This window comes from Georgenia sp. G2120 (assembly GCF_055326485.1).
The window spans coordinates 34449-49388 of sequence record NZ_JBUZNL010000002.1; the positions used below are offsets into that span (position 1 = coordinate 34449).

The window sequence follows — 14940 nt, forward strand, 5'->3', positions numbered from 1 at the left end:
CCCCAACCTAGAGCACCGTGCGCGGGCGGCGCAGTCCCTCGGGCGCGCGCGTCCCCGCCACGCGTGCCACGATCGTCGCCATGACCGCCGAGCCACGCACGCCCGCGACTCCCGCGACACCTGCGACTCCCTCGGGCTCCGTGGGTCCCGCGACGTCCGCAGGTCCCGCGACTCCTGCCGCCGACGACCCGGACCTCACGGTCACCCGCACCGGGGTGCGGACCGCACAGGGCACCAACTCGCGCGGCGCCTCGGTGCGGATCGGCGGCGACGGCGCCCCGGACGCCTTCACGCCCGGCGAGCTCCTCCAGATCGCGCTCGCCGCCTGCGAGTCTCTCTCCGCCGACCACCGGATCACCCACACCCTCGGCGAGGACGCGCAGGTCGTCACACGGGTCCGACGCGACAAGGACGACGCCGAGAACCGGTACACCGACCTGCACGTCGACCTCGCCCTCGACCTGGCGGGCCTCGAGCCGGTCGCGCGCGAACGGCTCCTCGAGCGGATGGACAAGGCGATCGAGCGCCACTGCACCGTGGGGCGCACGCTGCGGGCCGGCGCCCGGACGGCGCTGACGGTGACCGACTCCGGAGCTGCGGACGACGGTTCGGGTGCCGCCTCCGGCGCGGGCGCCGACTCCGGCGCGGGTGACAGTTCCGCCTCCGGCGCGGGTGATGGTTCCGCCTCCGGCGCGGTTGACAGTTCCGGCGCGGGCGCCGACTCCGGCGCGGGTGCCGATTCCGCCTCCGGCACGGCCGCCGGGACCGACAGGGTGGCGCGATGAGCACCGCCGACCGAGCCGGGAACGACGACCCGGACACCGCGACGACCTCGCCCGACGACGAGACCCCCGGTGCGGACCGCGCCGTGAGCGTGACGGACGAGGGCGACCGACCGACGTCGGGCCCGGACACCACGGAGGAGGTCGTCACGCACGGGCGGTTCAAGCGGTTCGTCGACACCGCGGTCCGGGTCGAGGGCCGCCGCGCGCGGACGAAGGTGCGCAAGCTGCGGGAGCGGATGTGGCGGCAGAGCCCGAGCCGACTGCTCAAGCAGCTCGAGCGCGACTACGTGCGGTCGGTCGCGCGGATCGGTGGGGCCGTCGGAGCCACGGCCGCGTTCCCGGTCCTCGGCACCGCGCTGGCGGTCGGGATGACGAGCGCCCAGGTCGCCGCGTTCGTCGACGCCTCCACCCGCTACGTCCTCGCGGTGGCCGAGGTGCACGGCATCCACGTCGACGACGTCGAGAAGCGCCGCACGCTCCTGCTGTCCGCCCTGCTCGGCGAGGAAGGCTCGAAGCTCGTGTCCGGGCAGATCGGGTTGAGCGGGATCGGCTGGGCCCGCACCGCGCTCGGTCAGCTCTCGTCGGGCAGCGTGCGGTCGGTCAACCGGGCGCTCACCCGGCAGCTGACGAAGGCCGGGGCCAACCGCGGGATGCAGCTCGCGCTGGGCCGACTCGCGCCGTTCGGCATCGGCATGGTGCTCGGCTACCGGGGTGCGCGGGCGCTGGGCCGTGACGTCGTCAAGGGCACGCAGGCCGCCTTCGGCCCGCCGCCGGAGCGGTTCGCCGACGACGCCTGAGCGCACCTGCTCCTGCTCCTTCTCCCTCCCCCGCCGAGCAGTCGGTCAACGCACCGAGCCGACTGTCAACGCGCCGAGACATGGGTCAACGCACCGAGCCGACTGTCAACGCGCCGAGACACCGGCCGCCGCCCCTCCACTCGACACGTCCACCGACTCTTCGGCGGCGAACCGACTCCTCGACGGGCCTCCGCACAGCCACACCGCCGCGCACACCCGTCAGCCTTGAGCGAACGAGACTCAACTTTGCTTCCCGCATCCACTCAGGGACGCAACAATGGGGTCATGACGCCGGGCGACCCACCCGGCCCCGACCGAGGAAGGACCCCACCCATGGCCACCTACCGCACCGCCGACCCGTTCCGCGAGCTCGAGCGCATGCTCAACCCCATGCGTCAGGCGCCGAGCTCGCCCGGCATGCCGCTCGACCTCTACCGCTCCGGCGATGCCTACGTCGCCACGATCGACCTCCCGGGCGTGGACCCGGCGTCGATCGACGTCGACGTCGAGGACCGCACGCTCACCGTCCGCGCCGAGCGCACCGCCGGTGCGCCGGAGGGGGCCGAGTGGCTGACCCACGAGCGGCCCTCGGGCACGTTCGCCCGCCAGCTCACGCTCGGATACGGCGTGGCGCTCGACCGCATCGAGGCCACCTACGCCGACGGCGTCCTCTCGCTGCGGATCCCGGTCTCGGAGGAGAACCGCGCCCGCAAGATCGCCGTCACGCACGGCACGGGCTCGACCACGATCGACGCCGCGTCGACCGGCTCCGCGACCGACTCCGCACCCCAGGAGCACGCCGCGCAGGCCTGATCGCCCCCGGCGCCTCGCACGACGCCGGACCGACCCCGACGGCGGCCGGACGCACCACGCGTCCGGCCGCCGTCGTACGCCGTCGTACGCCGGGCCACCGTGCTCCCCCTCCGCGCGCACACGCCGGGCCATCGCTCGTGCCGCGCCGCCGTCGTGCGTGCCACTCCGCCGCACCCGGCCGGGCCCTGTCGACTCGCCGCCCGACCGACCTACGATGACCCGGTGACGACCACTGCACCCGCGACCGTCGGCCCCACCACCGTGAGCACCGCCTACGAGGACCTCCTCCGGCTGGTCATGGAGACCGGCGCCAGGAAGTCCGACCGCACCGGCACCGGCACACGCTCGGTCTTCGGCCACCAGATGCGCTTCGACCTCGCCCAGGGGTTCCCGCTGGTGACGACGAAGAAGGTGCACCTCAAGTCGATCGTCGGCGAGCTGCTGTGGTTCCTCTCGGGCGACTCCAACGTCCGCTGGCTCCAGGACAACGGCATCCGCATCTGGAACGAGTGGGCCGGCGAGGACGGCGACCTCGGCCCCGTCTACGGCGTCCAGTGGCGCTCGTGGCCCACGCCGGACGGCAGCCACGTCGACCAGATCAGCGCGGTCCTCGAGCAGCTCCGCACCAACCCGGACTCGCGCCGCATCCTCGTCTCGGCCTGGAACGTGGCCGAGCTCGACAAGATGGCGCTCATGCCGTGCCACGTGATGTTCCAGTTCTACGTGGCCGACGGGAAGCTGTCCTGCCAGCTCTACCAGCGCAGCGCGGACCTCTTCCTCGGCGTGCCCTTCAACATCGCCTCCTACGCGCTCCTCACCCACATGGTGGCCGCGCAGGTGGGGCTCGAGGTCGGCGACTTCATCTGGACGGGCGGCGACTGCCACGTCTACGACAACCATGTGGACCAGGTGACCGAGCAGCTGAGCCGCGAGCCGTACCCGTTCCCCACGCTTCGCCTCGCGCCGCGGAAGTCGATCTTCGACCACGAGATCGCCGACGTCGTCGTCGAGGGCTACGAGCACCACCCGGCCATCAAGGCACCTGTCGCCGTCTGACCGTGCCCATCCCCGACGACGACGAGCCCGGCACCCTCGCACCCGGCCCCGACCTCGTGACCGGCCCCGGCGCGATCTGGGCGCAGTCCCTCGACGGCGTCATCGGCGACGGCACAGCGATGCCCTGGCACGTGCCCGAGGACCTCGCGCACTTCCGCACCGTCACCCGTGGCCACACGGTGGTCATGGGGCGGCGCACCTGGGCCTCCCTGCCCGAACGCTTCCGTCCCCTGCCGGGGCGGCTCAACGTCGTCCTCACCTCCGGTGACCCGGCGGACTTCCCCGGAGCCCGCACGACGCCGGAGCTCGCCGAGGCGCTCGACCTCGCCGGGGAGGACGGCTGGGTCATGGGCGGTGGCCAGGTCTACGCCGCGGCCCTGCCGCACGTGCGCCGCGCGGTGATCACCGACATCGACGTCACGCTGGGCGACGACCCGACCCTCGTGCGGGCGCCCATGTTGGACCCCGCCGAGTGGGTCGAGGTCGCCCGGGAGCCGGCCGTGGGCTGGCTGACGTCGTCCACAGGCACGCGCTACCGGTTCCGCGAGCTCCGCCGCCGCTGAGCCGACGCCGCCGGCGGTGGGGCCTCGGCCACCGCGGTCTCCCGTGCCTCTCGCCGCGACAGGGCGGACCTGGCGTGCTTACGGTGCACGTCCGGCACCACCAACCTCATGGATGGAGCGAACGATGATTCTCGGCCGCATCTCCAGGCTCGTGCGCCGCACGACCCGTCCCGCCCCCGGCCCCACCGCGCGGCGCCGAGCACCGGGCGGACGCCCCGTCTCCGGTCGCAGCATCGGCGGCACGGTCGCCCGCCTGCTCCGCGGGCGACGGCTGCCCTGACCGAACCCGGCTCCTCGGCGTCGGGCGCCCGCTAGCCAAGGCCAACGGGCGCCCCACGGCCGAACGTCCCGGATCCCCCGCCTCACCTGGTCATACACTCGAAGGTCCGCGCCCCCGCGCGGTTACTCCGTCCGACGACGCCCAGGAGGAACCGTGTCCAACGCTCGAGTCCGCACCATCGGCCTGCACATCGCCGACGTGCTCGGCCGCTACGTCGACGCCATCCCCGAGGGGCAGGGCCTCACCCTGCTCGACGAGATCAAGCTGACCGTCGCCGGCACCGCCGCCGCCCCGGCCGTCAACCTCGCCCGCCTCGGGGTGCCGATCGCGACGACCGGCGTCGTCGGTGAGGACGCCCTCGGTCAGTTCGTCCGCGACCAGATGACGCGCGAGGGCGTCGACGTCTCCGGGCTCCGCAGCTCGGCCGCTGCCCCGACGTCCGCGTCGATGCTCAACATCCGTCGCGACGGCTCGCGCCCGGCGCTGCACGTGGTCGGCGCCAACGGCCAGATCTCCGCCGACGACCTCGGGGACTCGATCCTCGAGGGCATCGAGCACATCCACCTCGGCGGGGTCGGCCTCATGCCGGGCATCGACGGCGACACGTCGGTCGAGTTCCTCCGCCGGGCCAAGGACCGCGGCATCACCGTGACTGTCGACCTCCTGCCCACCGACGGCGGGGCGTCCGACCACGCGGCGCTCGACCCGATCCTCCCTCTGATCGACTACATCCTGCCCTCGGACGACGACTCGCTGCTGCTGACCGGCGCCGAGACCTACGCCGACGCCGCCCGCTGGTTCCTCGACCGCGGCGTGGGCACGGCGATCATCACGCTCGGCGCCGAGGGCGTGTCGATCAGCTCGGGCGACAGCATCGACGTGCGCTACCCGACCACGACGGTCGACGTCGTCGACACCACCGGCTGCGGCGACGCCTTCGCCGCCGGCTTCATCCGCGGGCTGCTCGACGGCGAGCCCGTCGAGGAGGCGGCGCGCCTCGGCATGGCGTGCGGGTCGCTCGTCGCCACCGGCCTCGGCTCCGACGCCGGCCTCGAGTCGTACGAGCAGGCGAACGAGTTCCGCAAGCAGCACATCCCGACTGTCTGACGGCGCTCGGCCGGGTGCGCGGCGAGGTGCACCCGGCCGGATCGCCCCACACATGCACGAAGGCCCGGACCATGTGGTCCGGGCCTTCGTGTGCGCCTGGCGCGTAGTAGCGGGGACAGGATTCGAACCTGCGACCTCCGGGTTATGAGCCCGGCGAGCTACCGAACTGCTCCACCCCGCGGCGACTCCTCAACATTACGACACGGGAAACGGGGACTCAACCGGCGTGGACGTGGGTCCGCTCACCATTGGCTCCGACGCTCCTCCTCACCGGTGGGGGGCAACCGGCACGAATCAGGGCCTATTCGTGCCGCCCTCCCCCCCCATCGGTGGAGCTCGGTGGAGCCGGCTCGCGTGGAGCAACCCCGGGTCGAGCACGCCCACCTCCCACGACAACGGCCCCCGACGACGAGCACGCAGCTCGTCGTCGGGGGCCGTCCTCGTCAGGCGATCCCGCCTGTCCTACTCGCTCGGCGTCTCCACGCCGGCCGAGGGCGCCTCGGAGGCGGACTCGCCCACCGACTCGCCGCCGGTGGCCGACGCGATCTCGTCCTGCGCGGCGATCGCCTCCTCGACGGCCGCCGTGAGCCGCTCCTGCGCCTCGCCGTACGCCGCCCAGTCGCCGGCCGCCATGGCCTCGTTCGACTCGGCCAGGGCGGTCTGCATCTCGGCGAGCGCCTCGTCGAGCCGCTGCTGTGCCGCCGCCGGGACCTCGACGGACCCCGTGGGCTCCTCAGGCTCGGCCCCCTCGGACGGGGACTCGACGCCCGCGCCCTCGCTCGTGGCCGCGCCGGACTCGCCGTCGAAGATCTGGTCGAGCGCCTCGTCGAGGGTCGGGGCGAACCCGATCTCGTCGCCGAAGCCGACCAGCACGCGCTGGAGCGTCGGGTAGGCGGTGCCGCCGGAGGACTGGACGTACACCGGCTGGACGTAGAGCAGGCCGCCACCCACGGGCAGGGTGAGCAGGTTGCCGAGGAGGACGTCGGACCCGCCCTGCCGCAGCAGGTTGAGCTCCGTGGAGACCTCCGGGCTGGAGTTGAAGTTGTTCTGCACCTGCCCGGGTCCCGGCACGGTCGAGTTCCTCGGGAGCTCGATCAGTCGGAGGTCCCCGTAGCCGTCCCGCACCTCCCCCGGGGTGTCGCCGGTCTCCGAGTCGACGGCGAAGAAGCCCGTCAGCACGTTCCGCGGGTTCTCACCGCCCGGGATGTAGGCGGTCGAGAGCGAGAAGGTCGCCTCGTCCTGTCCGGGCATCTGCAGCGTGAGGTAGAAAGGCGGCTGCTGGACGCCGTTGTCGGACGCCGTCGGGTCGGTCGGGATGTTCCAGAAGTCCGAGCCGGAGTAGAAGGTCGCCGCGTCCGTGACGTGGTACTCGGCGAGCAGCGAGCGCTGCACCTTGAACAGGTCCTCCGGGTAGCGCATGTGCGCCATGAGGTCGCCGCTCATCTCGGAGATCGGCTGGATGTTGCTCTCGGGGAACACGGACTGCCACGCCTCGAGGACGGGGTCCGGGTTCTCCCCCTCCTCCTGCTCCCACTCGTAGAGCGTGACCGAGCCGTCGTAGGCGTCGACCACGGCCTTGACCGAGTTGCGGATGTAGTTGACCTGCTCCGGCACATAGGCGGTGCCGGCGACACCCGCCTGCCCCTCGGACAGCGAGTCCTCGGTGGCCTCCTCGAGCGACTCCCGCGCGGAGTAGGGGTAGTCGTTCGACGTCGTGTACCCGTCGATGATCCACACGAGCCGCGACGGCGTCTCGGGATCGTCGTCGTCGTCCACCACCGCCGGGTAGGCCCGCGAGTCGAGGGTGAGGTACGGGGCGGCGCGGGCCACGCGCTCGTGCGGGTCGCGGTGGAAGAGGATCTGGGACTCCGAGGTCACGCGGTCGGAGAACATCAGCTGGACGTCGCCGAACCGCATGGCGAACATCGCGCGCTCGAAGATGTTGCCGATCGACGGGCCGCCGTCGCCGGTGAAGGTCGAGTTGACCTGGCCGTTCGGGGCGGAGTCCGCGGGGTAGTCGAGCTCCCACGGGTCCGTACCCTCGGGCGCGCCGACGATCGAGTAGAAGTCGGTGTCCTGCCCGAAGTACACGCGCGGCTCGTAGTCGCCGAGCGCGCCCTCCGACGGGATGCCCTCCTGGAAGAACAGCGGACGCCCGTCGGAGTCGACCGAGTTGCCCTGGGCCGCGACCACGCCGAACCCGTGGGTGTAGACCGTGTGCTCGTTGACCCAGGTGCGCTGCTCGGCGCTGAGGCCGTCGTGGTTGACCTCGCGGACGGAGATGACCGTGTCCTGCATCTCGCCGTCGAGCTCGTACCGGTCGACGCTCAGCTGCGGCGGGAAGCCGTAATACTGGCGGATCTGCTGGAGCTGGTCGAAGGTCGGCGAGACGAGGTTCGGGTCGAGCAGACGGATCTGCGTGGTGGCGGCGCTGTCCTGGCCGAGCTGGCCGCGCTCGACGTCGGTCGTGGGCTCGTAGGCCTCCGACTGCACCCCGTCGAGCCCGTACGCCGCCCGGGTGGCCTCGATGTTGCGCTGGATGTACGGCGACTCGGCCTCGATGGCGTTCGGCTCGACCTCGAAGCGCTGGACGATCGCCGGGTACGCGGTCCCGACGACGATCGCCGCGACCACCATCATCGCCACCCCGGCGGCGGGCAGGCGCCACGTGCCACGCACGGCCGCGACGACGAACATCACGGCGACGAGGACCGCGATCGCGGCGAGCACGCCACGGCCCGGGAGCGCGGCGTTGACGTCCGCGTAGGACGCACCGGAGAACCGCTGGTTGTTGCCGACGAGCAGCGAGTACCGGTCGAGCCAGTACGAGGCGCCGAGCAGGAGGGCGAAGATCGCGGCGAGGACGCCGAGCTGGACCCGGGCGCCGCGGGAGACGCGGCTGTCCTTGCGGGCGAGCGAGAGCCCGCCGTACAGGTAGTGCGCGACCACCGTGGCGACGAGGCCGAGGACGACGATCGTCATGACGACCCCGAGGAGGGCCCGCAGCGCGGGGAGCGTGAAGACGAAGAACCCCATGTCGAGGCCGAACTGCGGGTCCGTGGTGCCGAACGACTGACCGTTGAGCCACAGGAGGATCTCGCGCCAGGCGGCCTGCAGACGCATGCCGACGAACACGCCCGGGACGAGCGCGGCCGCGAGGAACAGCAGGCGGCGGCGCGGCTCGATCATGCCGCGGTAGCGGTCGAGGTTGCGCTCCTCCGGTGTGGTGGGCGCATAGACCTTGCGCGACCGGTAGGCGATCTCCAGGCAGGCGAGGACGACGGCCGCGGTGACGACGAGCCCGATGAGGAACAGGACGGCGCGCGAGCCCCACTCGCGGTAGACGACCCCCTCGTACCCGACCTGGTAGTACCAGGACAGCTCGGTCCACACCTGCGCGAACGCGAACACGAGGGCGCCGAGCACGCCGATGACGATGATCGTCATCGCGAGGGTGCCGATCGTGCGCTCGTTGGACCCGGAGGAGGGCCGTGGGCCCTGCGCGCGGCCTGGTCGGGACATGGGTGGAATGGTCACGCGGAAGGCACCTCACGAATGTGCGGTCGCGCGACCCGGCATCGGGACCCACGACTGTCGACGGTCTCCCCCAGGGTAAGCGGTGGGACGACCGCGACGAGGCGCGCCCGGGAGGCGCTCACCACGTTGTTCGCGCACGGCGCAGCACCGGGGACCGACGCACGACGGCGACACCCCCGCCGGGTGGGCGAGGATGGCTCCATGACCGACGCCGCGAGCCCCGCCACCCCCGAGAACGACGGCCCGACGACGAACCCCCCGCCCGGTGCCGGTTCGCCCGGCGAGGGCGCGGACGCCCCGACGCCGCGGACCTCCGCCGTGCGGGCCGCCGTGATGGACCTCGAGCGGCACGCCGCGCGGTCCGGGTGGGACGGGCCCGTCGTCGTCGCGGCGCTCGTGCGCACGGGCGAGGCGCTCGCGGCGGACCCGTCGATCGAGTCGAGCCTCGGCGTCGAGGCGGTGCTGGCGGGGCGTGCGGACCCCGAGCATCTCTTCGCCGTCGAGCAGGAGGGACTGCCGGAGGCGGACACCCTCGACGAGCTCCTCGGCCGGCTGGCCTGGCCGGACGAGGTCGCCGGGGCCGCGATCGTCGTCGAGCGGATCGTCGTGCCGCCGGAGGCCGAGGCCGGGCTGCCGAGCGACCCCGAGGAGTCGCTCGCCGCCCTGCGTGCGCACCCGGCCCGCGAGGACGTGCGGATGGCGGTCGGCGTGCTGCGCAGCGGGGAGTCCTGGTGCGCGCTGCGCACCCGGGCCCACGACGACGACACGATGGTCGCCGGCTCCCCCGACGCCGTGCCGGGACTCGTCCACGCCCTGGCGGCGACCTTCGAGTAGCGGGCGCGGGCGGGCGATCTCGGGGCCGGCCGGTCGCCGCCCTCGGTACGGGCCCTCGACGGACGGCCGTCGAGCGCCGCGCGGCGCTCGACCTCAGTCGCCGACGGCCTCGCAGCCCGGCAGCTCGTCGCCGCGTCCGGCCGCGATCTCCTCGACCGCGGTCTGTGCCTCGGCCAGCGTGGTCACGCGGACGACCTGCAGGCCGTCCGGCACGTAGCCCACCGTCTCGGCGCAGTTCGCCGCGGGGGCGAGGAACCACTCGGCACCGTCGTCGACCGCGCCGACCATCTTCTTGCGGATGCCCCCGATCGGGCCGACGCGGCCGGCGAGATCCATCGTCCCGGTCCCGGCGATCTCCTCCCCGCCCGTCATCTCGCCCTCGGTGAGCATGTCGATGATCGCGAGCGCGAACATCGTGCCGGCCGACGGGCCGCCGATCCGGTCGATGTCGAACGCGATGTCGACGGGGACGTCCGGGTCCGGCAGGATCCCGACGCCGAGGAGCGAGCCCTCCTGGACCGGCGCGCCCGAGGCGTCCACCGGCGGCGCCGTCGTCACGACCTCGACGACCTCCTCCGCGCCACCGCGCTCGACCCGGACCTGCACCGTCTCTCCCGGCGGGACCTCCCCCAGGGTGCCGACGAGCTGCTGATAGTCGGCGACGTCCTCGACCTGCCCGCCGGGCGCCGCGATGCCGGTGATGACGTCGTCGACCTCGATCTGCCCCGCCGCCCCGGACTCCTCCGCGACCGCCGAGACCGTGAGCGTCATCGGGATGTCGTACCCGAGCTCGGTCAGCGCGGCCACGGTGGCGTTCGTCTGCGAGGAGAGCATCTGGGCCTCGCCGCGCTGCGCGATCTCCTCCGACGTCTCCGACGGGGAGAACACCGCCTCGCGCGGGACCACGGTCTCGGAGCCGAGCACCCAGGCACGCACGACGTCGCCGGCCGTCACGGGGTGGCCGGGGCCGCCGACGGTGGAGACCGTGGTCAGGCGCAGCTCGCCGCTGGTGGGGTAGGTCTCCGCGCCGTCGACGGTGATGAGCGGGTGGCCGTCGAGCTCACCGAGCGTGTCGACGGTCGGACCGGGCCGCTCGACCGCGTACGGGAGCGGGACGAGCATGATGACGAGGAGCAGCAGGACCGACAGGCCGCCGGAGATCGCGAGCGTGAGGGTGCGGGCGGTCAGCGGGCCGGGCGCGTCGTCGGGGCCGTCGTGGGCGTCGGGGCCCACCGCGTACGGGTCGTCCGCGCGCGAGGGTGCGTAGGCGTCGTCGCCCGACGGGTAGAGGTGGTTCGGGTTCGGCACCCGGACATCATGCCTCCGGCGGGCACCGCGCGGTCGCGCGCCGGCCTTAGCCGTGGGCGAACCGGGCGCGGCGCGGGGCTCGCGGCGCACTACCGTGGGAGTCCGATCGAAGCCGAGGAGTGCCATGAGCCAGGACCCCGCCCCGCGCGAGCCCGAGGACGGCGACGCCGACAGGAGCAGCTGGGAGGAGATGCTCTCCTCGATGCTCGGCCCGGAGGCCGCCGCGCAGGCCGTCCAGGCGATGCGCAGCGCCGGCATGGACCCAGCGGCCATGGGCCAGGCGGCCGGCCTGCCCGGCGACGCCGCGTCCCTCGGCCCGCTCATCGCGCAGGTCCAGGCGATGATGCGGCCCGACGGCAGCGGCCCCGTCAACTGGCGGCTCGCCACCGACCTGGCGCGACGCACCGCCACCGCGGAGGGCGACCCGGCGGTCACGTCCGCCGAGGCCGACGCCGTCCGCGCGGCCCTGCGCGCCGCGGACCTGTGGCTCGACGTCGCCACCGAGCTCCCGCCGGCCGGCGGCCCGCGCGAGGCCCTCACCCGGGCGGCCTGGGTCGAGCGCACCCTGCCGATGTTCCGCTCGCTCGCCGAGCCGGTCGCGGCCTCGATGTCCCACGCGCTCGCGGGGGCCATCGGCAAGCAGCTCGAGGACGCCCCCGAGGAGATCAAGGCGTTCGGCGCGCAGCTCGGCGACGAGAGCGGGCTGCTCGGCCAGATCGGGCAGGCCGTCTACGGCATGCAGCTCGGCCAGGCCGTGGGCACGCTCGCCCGCGAGGTGGTCGGCACGACCGACATCTCGATCCCGCTGCTCGCCGACCCCGGCGCCGCCCTCGTGCCCGCGAACGTCGCCGCGTTCGCCGAGGGGCTCGAGATCCCGCTCGACGAGGTGCGCCACTTCCTCGCCGTCCGCGAGCTCGCGCACGCCCGGGTCTTCGCGCACTCCCCGTGGCTGCGCGCCGGGGTGGTCGACGCCGTCACCGCCTACGCGCGCGCGATCACGATCGACACCTCGAAGATCGAGGACGCGGTTCGGTCCGTCGACCCCACCGACCCGGACGCGCTGCGCGGGGCGATGTCCGGCGGCGTGTTCGACCAGGACGACACCCCCGAGCAGGAGGCGGCCCTCGGCCGGCTCGCCACGCTGCTCGCGCTCGTCGAGGGCTGGGTGGAGGAGGTGACGGCCCGCGCCGTCGCCCCGCACCTGCCGCACGGGGTCCAGCTGCGCGAGATGCTCCGCCGGCGCCGGGCGGCCGGCGGCCCCGCCGAGCAGACCTTCTCCACCCTGGTCGGCCTCGAGCTGCGGCCGCGCAGCCTGCGCGAGGCCGCGCGCCTGTGGGAGCTCTACGGCGCGGAGCGCGGCCAGGAGGCCCGCGACGAGCTGTGGTCCCACCCGGACGTCCTGCCCACGGCCGAGGAGCTCGCCGACCCCGAGGGCTTCGCCGCCGGGCGGGAGAAGGCCGCCGAGGAGACCTCCGACGTCGACTCCTTCCTCGCCGACCTCTTCGCCGAGGACGGCGACGGGCAAGCAGGTGGCGACGCGGGCGACGGCGCGGGTGACGGCGCGGCCTCGGACGATGCCTCCGATGAAGACGCGGGCTCGAGCGAGACCGGGGACGGCTCGGGCGAGGGCGACTCCCGAACGGACGGTTCGGGCGGGGACGGCTCCGACGACGAGGCCCCTCAAGGCGGCTGACGCACCGCCGTCCACAGCCCGCGCGACCTGGGGACGACCCGGGCGCGCGCCCCCGTCCGGGTGGCAGCGTCTGCCCCGGGGGTGGTCGAGATGCGACTGGTGTCCGGGATGGACGTGCTGTGGCGGGGAGCCGGGTCCTCGCAGGTCGGGAGCGACCCTCGGTGCGCCGTGGTGCTCGAGGGACTCAGCAGCGCCGAGCAGCAGCTGATCGAGGCCCTGGCCGGCTCCCCCTCGCGACAGGACCTGCGCCGCCGGGGTGCGGCGTCGGGCGTGACCTCGGCCCGGGTGGACCGCCTCGTCGAGCTGCTCACGCGCGCCGGAGTGGTGACGGAACCTCCGTCGGTCGACGGGCGGACGGCGCACGGCGGGTCTCCCTCCCTGCGCCCCGCGGGAGACGGGACCACCGGCGACGCGCAGTGGCGGGAGCGGGCGGGGCTCGCGGGGGTGGCCGGTCTCGCGGGGGCGGCCGTCGCCGCCGACGCGCTCGGGTCCGCGGTCGTCGGCGTCACCGGACTCGGGCGCACCGGCGCGCTCACGGCCGTCGGGCTCGCCGCGGCCGGGGTGGGCACCCTGCTGCTGTCGGACCCCTCCCCCGTCCTGTCGACCGACGTCCTCCCCTACCGGTCGACCGACGTCGGCCGGCCGCGGGAGTCGCGGGTCGCCGAGGACCTGCGCTCCGCCGCACCGCTGCTCCGGTTCGGCGCCCCGGCGGGCACCCGGCCCGATCTCGTGGTGGTGACGACCTCCCGCGTGAGCGACCCGCCCCTCCTCCGCCGCCTGACGCAGGAGGACGTGCCGCACCTGGTCGTCGTCGTCGGGGAGCTCGCCACGACCGTCGGTCCGCTCGTCGTCCCCGGCCGGGGGCCGTGCGCGCGGTGCCTCGACCTCGCCCGCGCGCGGTCCGAGCGGGCGTGGCCGGCGGTCGCCACCCAGCTGCGGGTCCTGCCGGAGCAGGCCGAGCCCTACACGCAGGCGAGCTGGGCGGCCGGGACCGCGGTGCGCGCCGCCCTCGAGCTCCTGCGGGCGCCGGGCGGGCGACCCGCGCTGACCGGGGCGTCGGTCGAGCTCGACCTCGACGGGGCCGAGCTGCGGCGCGAGTGGCCGGTGCACCCGGACTGCGGGTGCACCGGTCCGGAGCCCACGAGGGGGTCCGGGGTCACGGGGTGAGCGGGTCGCCGGGTGAGGTCTCACGAGGCGACCGGTCGTCGTCGTGAGGGGTTCGTCGTCGTGAGGGGTTCGTCGTCGTGAGGGGTTCGTCGTCGGGCTCCCAGCCCGCGCGGGTGACGGGCGGGAGCACACAGGTGACGGGCGGGCGCTCGGCAGGTGTGCCGGGCGCCCGCCCGCCCCTCACTCGTCCCTCAGGCGGCGGCGTTCTTCCGCGGACGGCCGCGGCCGCGCTTCACGGCCACGACGACGCCGTCGACGAAGACCTCTCCGCCCCAGACGCCCCACGGCTCGCCGCGCTCGACGGCGCCGGCCAGGCAGGCCTCCCGCAGGGGGCAGGGGCCGCACATCGACTTGGCCAGCTCGACCTCGGCGGTCCGCTCGGCGAACCACAGGTCGGGGTCGTCCGAGGTGAGGCAGGGCAGCGCCGTCGTGTCGTCCTCGTCGGTGCTGTGCGACGGGCGCGCGAGTCCGATCGAGGCGGTGGTGGGGCGCGTCGTCGCGTCGGTCCTGATGGATGGGGCCAGGTACGCAGTGGTCTGCGTGGTCATCGGGTGCTCCGGTGGTGCGTCGTTCTCCTGGTGGGGGACGGCGACGAGGCCGTCGGGTTGTCCCGACGGCGCACGCGGAGCGTGTCAGCCCAGGTCGGGACGGAGGTGCGCCGTGGGGCGCGCGAGGTTCCGCGGACGGGGGAACGCAGAGTTCTCCCCGGCAGCATCGACGCCGCGATCACGAAGGCCCGCAGCGGCGACGCCACCTGCGCACGCGGAGGTGCTCGCGAACGCATTGCGCGCGTTCACAGCGGACACGGCGAGATCGATACCGATCGCGTAGCTGCTGTTCCTCATCTCGAGCACCTCCTTCTCCTCACCAGGGGATCGTCATGGCTGGCTAGACCCGATCCCGTTCGACACGGACAAGTGCGACAGTAGGCGGCCCCCATCCGAGGCACAAGGGAATTAACGGACGGACTTTCGAGATCGCCACGCGGCGGTCCGTTCGG

General features: G+C 73.9%; 14 protein-coding genes and 1 tRNA gene. 10 read left to right on the forward strand and 5 right to left on the reverse strand.

All coding sequences use genetic code 11. From position 1 onward, the window contains the following. The first annotated feature begins 80 nt into the window (after window positions 1-80). The 7 genes from ACZLMO_RS02370 to ACZLMO_RS02400 all read left to right on the forward strand — a co-directional run bounded on the left by ACZLMO_RS02370 (window position 81) and on the right by ACZLMO_RS02400 (window position 5401). Entirely contained in the window at window positions 81-785 is a 705-nt protein-coding gene (locus tag ACZLMO_RS02370) for an OsmC family protein (RefSeq protein WP_463652760.1), read from the forward strand. Then, window positions 782-1582 carry a hypothetical protein gene (locus ACZLMO_RS02375; RefSeq protein WP_463652761.1) on the forward strand — a complete coding sequence of 267 codons (801 nt, stop codon included), beginning with the start codon at window positions 782-784 and terminating at the stop codon, window positions 1580-1582. Before ACZLMO_RS02370 ends, ACZLMO_RS02375 begins: the two co-directional genes overlap by 4 nt. Window positions 1583-1915: 333 nt before the next feature. Next, window positions 1916-2395, forward strand: coding sequence for an Hsp20/alpha crystallin family protein (locus ACZLMO_RS02380; protein WP_463652762.1), 480 nt, complete (start codon window positions 1916-1918; stop codon window positions 2393-2395). Between the two features lie 222 nt (window positions 2396-2617). Continuing rightward, window positions 2618-3451 (forward strand): thymidylate synthase, encoded by an 834-nt coding sequence (locus ACZLMO_RS02385; protein ID WP_425714492.1) that lies wholly within the window; start codon window positions 2618-2620, stop codon window positions 3449-3451. Window positions 3452-3459: 8 nt separating this feature from the next. Next, window positions 3460-4014, forward strand: coding sequence for a dihydrofolate reductase (locus tag ACZLMO_RS02390; RefSeq protein ID WP_463652899.1), 555 nt, complete (start codon window positions 3460-3462; stop codon window positions 4012-4014). 124 nt (window positions 4015-4138) lie between these two features. Next, window positions 4139-4294, forward strand: coding sequence for a hypothetical protein (locus ACZLMO_RS02395; protein ID WP_425714494.1), 156 nt, complete (start codon window positions 4139-4141; stop codon window positions 4292-4294). Between the two features lie 153 nt (window positions 4295-4447). After that, window positions 4448-5401, forward strand: a complete 954-nt coding sequence (locus ACZLMO_RS02400; RefSeq protein WP_425714495.1) for a carbohydrate kinase family protein — start codon at window positions 4448-4450, stop codon at window positions 5399-5401. Window positions 5402-5508: 107 nt separating this feature from the next. On the opposite strand, the gene ACZLMO_RS02405 is transcribed toward ACZLMO_RS02400, so the two are convergent. Beyond that, window positions 5509-5582, reverse strand: a tRNA-Met gene (locus ACZLMO_RS02405). A 281-nt stretch (window positions 5583-5863) separates the two neighbouring features. Next, window positions 5864-8923: a UPF0182 family membrane protein gene (locus ACZLMO_RS02410; protein WP_425714496.1), complete on the reverse strand. Its 3060-nt coding sequence runs from the start codon at window positions 8921-8923 to the stop codon at window positions 5864-5866. A gap of 216 nt (window positions 8924-9139) precedes the next feature. On the opposite strand from ACZLMO_RS02410, the gene ACZLMO_RS02415 reads away from it, so the two are divergent. Beyond that, window positions 9140-9772, forward strand: coding sequence for a PPA1309 family protein (locus ACZLMO_RS02415; RefSeq protein WP_425714497.1), 633 nt, complete (start codon window positions 9140-9142; stop codon window positions 9770-9772). A gap of 93 nt (window positions 9773-9865) precedes the next feature. Here the strand turns inward: ACZLMO_RS02415 and ACZLMO_RS02420 are convergent, their stop codons facing one another. Further along, window positions 9866-11080 carry a YlbL family protein gene (locus ACZLMO_RS02420; RefSeq protein WP_463652763.1) on the reverse strand — a complete coding sequence of 405 codons (1215 nt, stop codon included), beginning with the start codon at window positions 11078-11080 and terminating at the stop codon, window positions 9866-9868. A 124-nt stretch (window positions 11081-11204) separates the two neighbouring features. Here ACZLMO_RS02420 and ACZLMO_RS02425 point away from each other — a divergent pair, with 124 nt between their 5' ends. Next, window positions 11205-12773, forward strand: coding sequence for a zinc-dependent metalloprotease (locus ACZLMO_RS02425; protein ID WP_463652764.1), 1569 nt, complete (start codon window positions 11205-11207; stop codon window positions 12771-12773). A 90-nt stretch (window positions 12774-12863) separates the two neighbouring features. After that, the gene (locus tag ACZLMO_RS02430) at window positions 12864-13940 is read left to right on the forward strand and encodes a thiamine biosynthesis protein ThiF (protein ID WP_463652765.1); all 1077 of its coding nucleotides are present in this window, start codon (window positions 12864-12866) and stop codon (window positions 13938-13940) included. A gap of 191 nt (window positions 13941-14131) precedes the next feature. Here ACZLMO_RS02430 and ACZLMO_RS02435 read toward each other — a convergent pair whose 3' ends face one another. Both ACZLMO_RS02435 and ACZLMO_RS02440 read right to left on the reverse strand, forming a co-directional pair. Beyond that, window positions 14132-14488, reverse strand: coding sequence for a WhiB family transcriptional regulator (locus ACZLMO_RS02435; RefSeq protein WP_463652766.1), 357 nt, complete (start codon window positions 14486-14488; stop codon window positions 14132-14134). A gap of 84 nt (window positions 14489-14572) precedes the next feature. Then, entirely contained in the window at window positions 14573-14794 is a 222-nt protein-coding gene (locus ACZLMO_RS02440; RefSeq protein ID WP_463652767.1) for a hypothetical protein, read from the reverse strand. Between the last annotated feature and the right edge of the window lie 146 nt (window positions 14795-14940).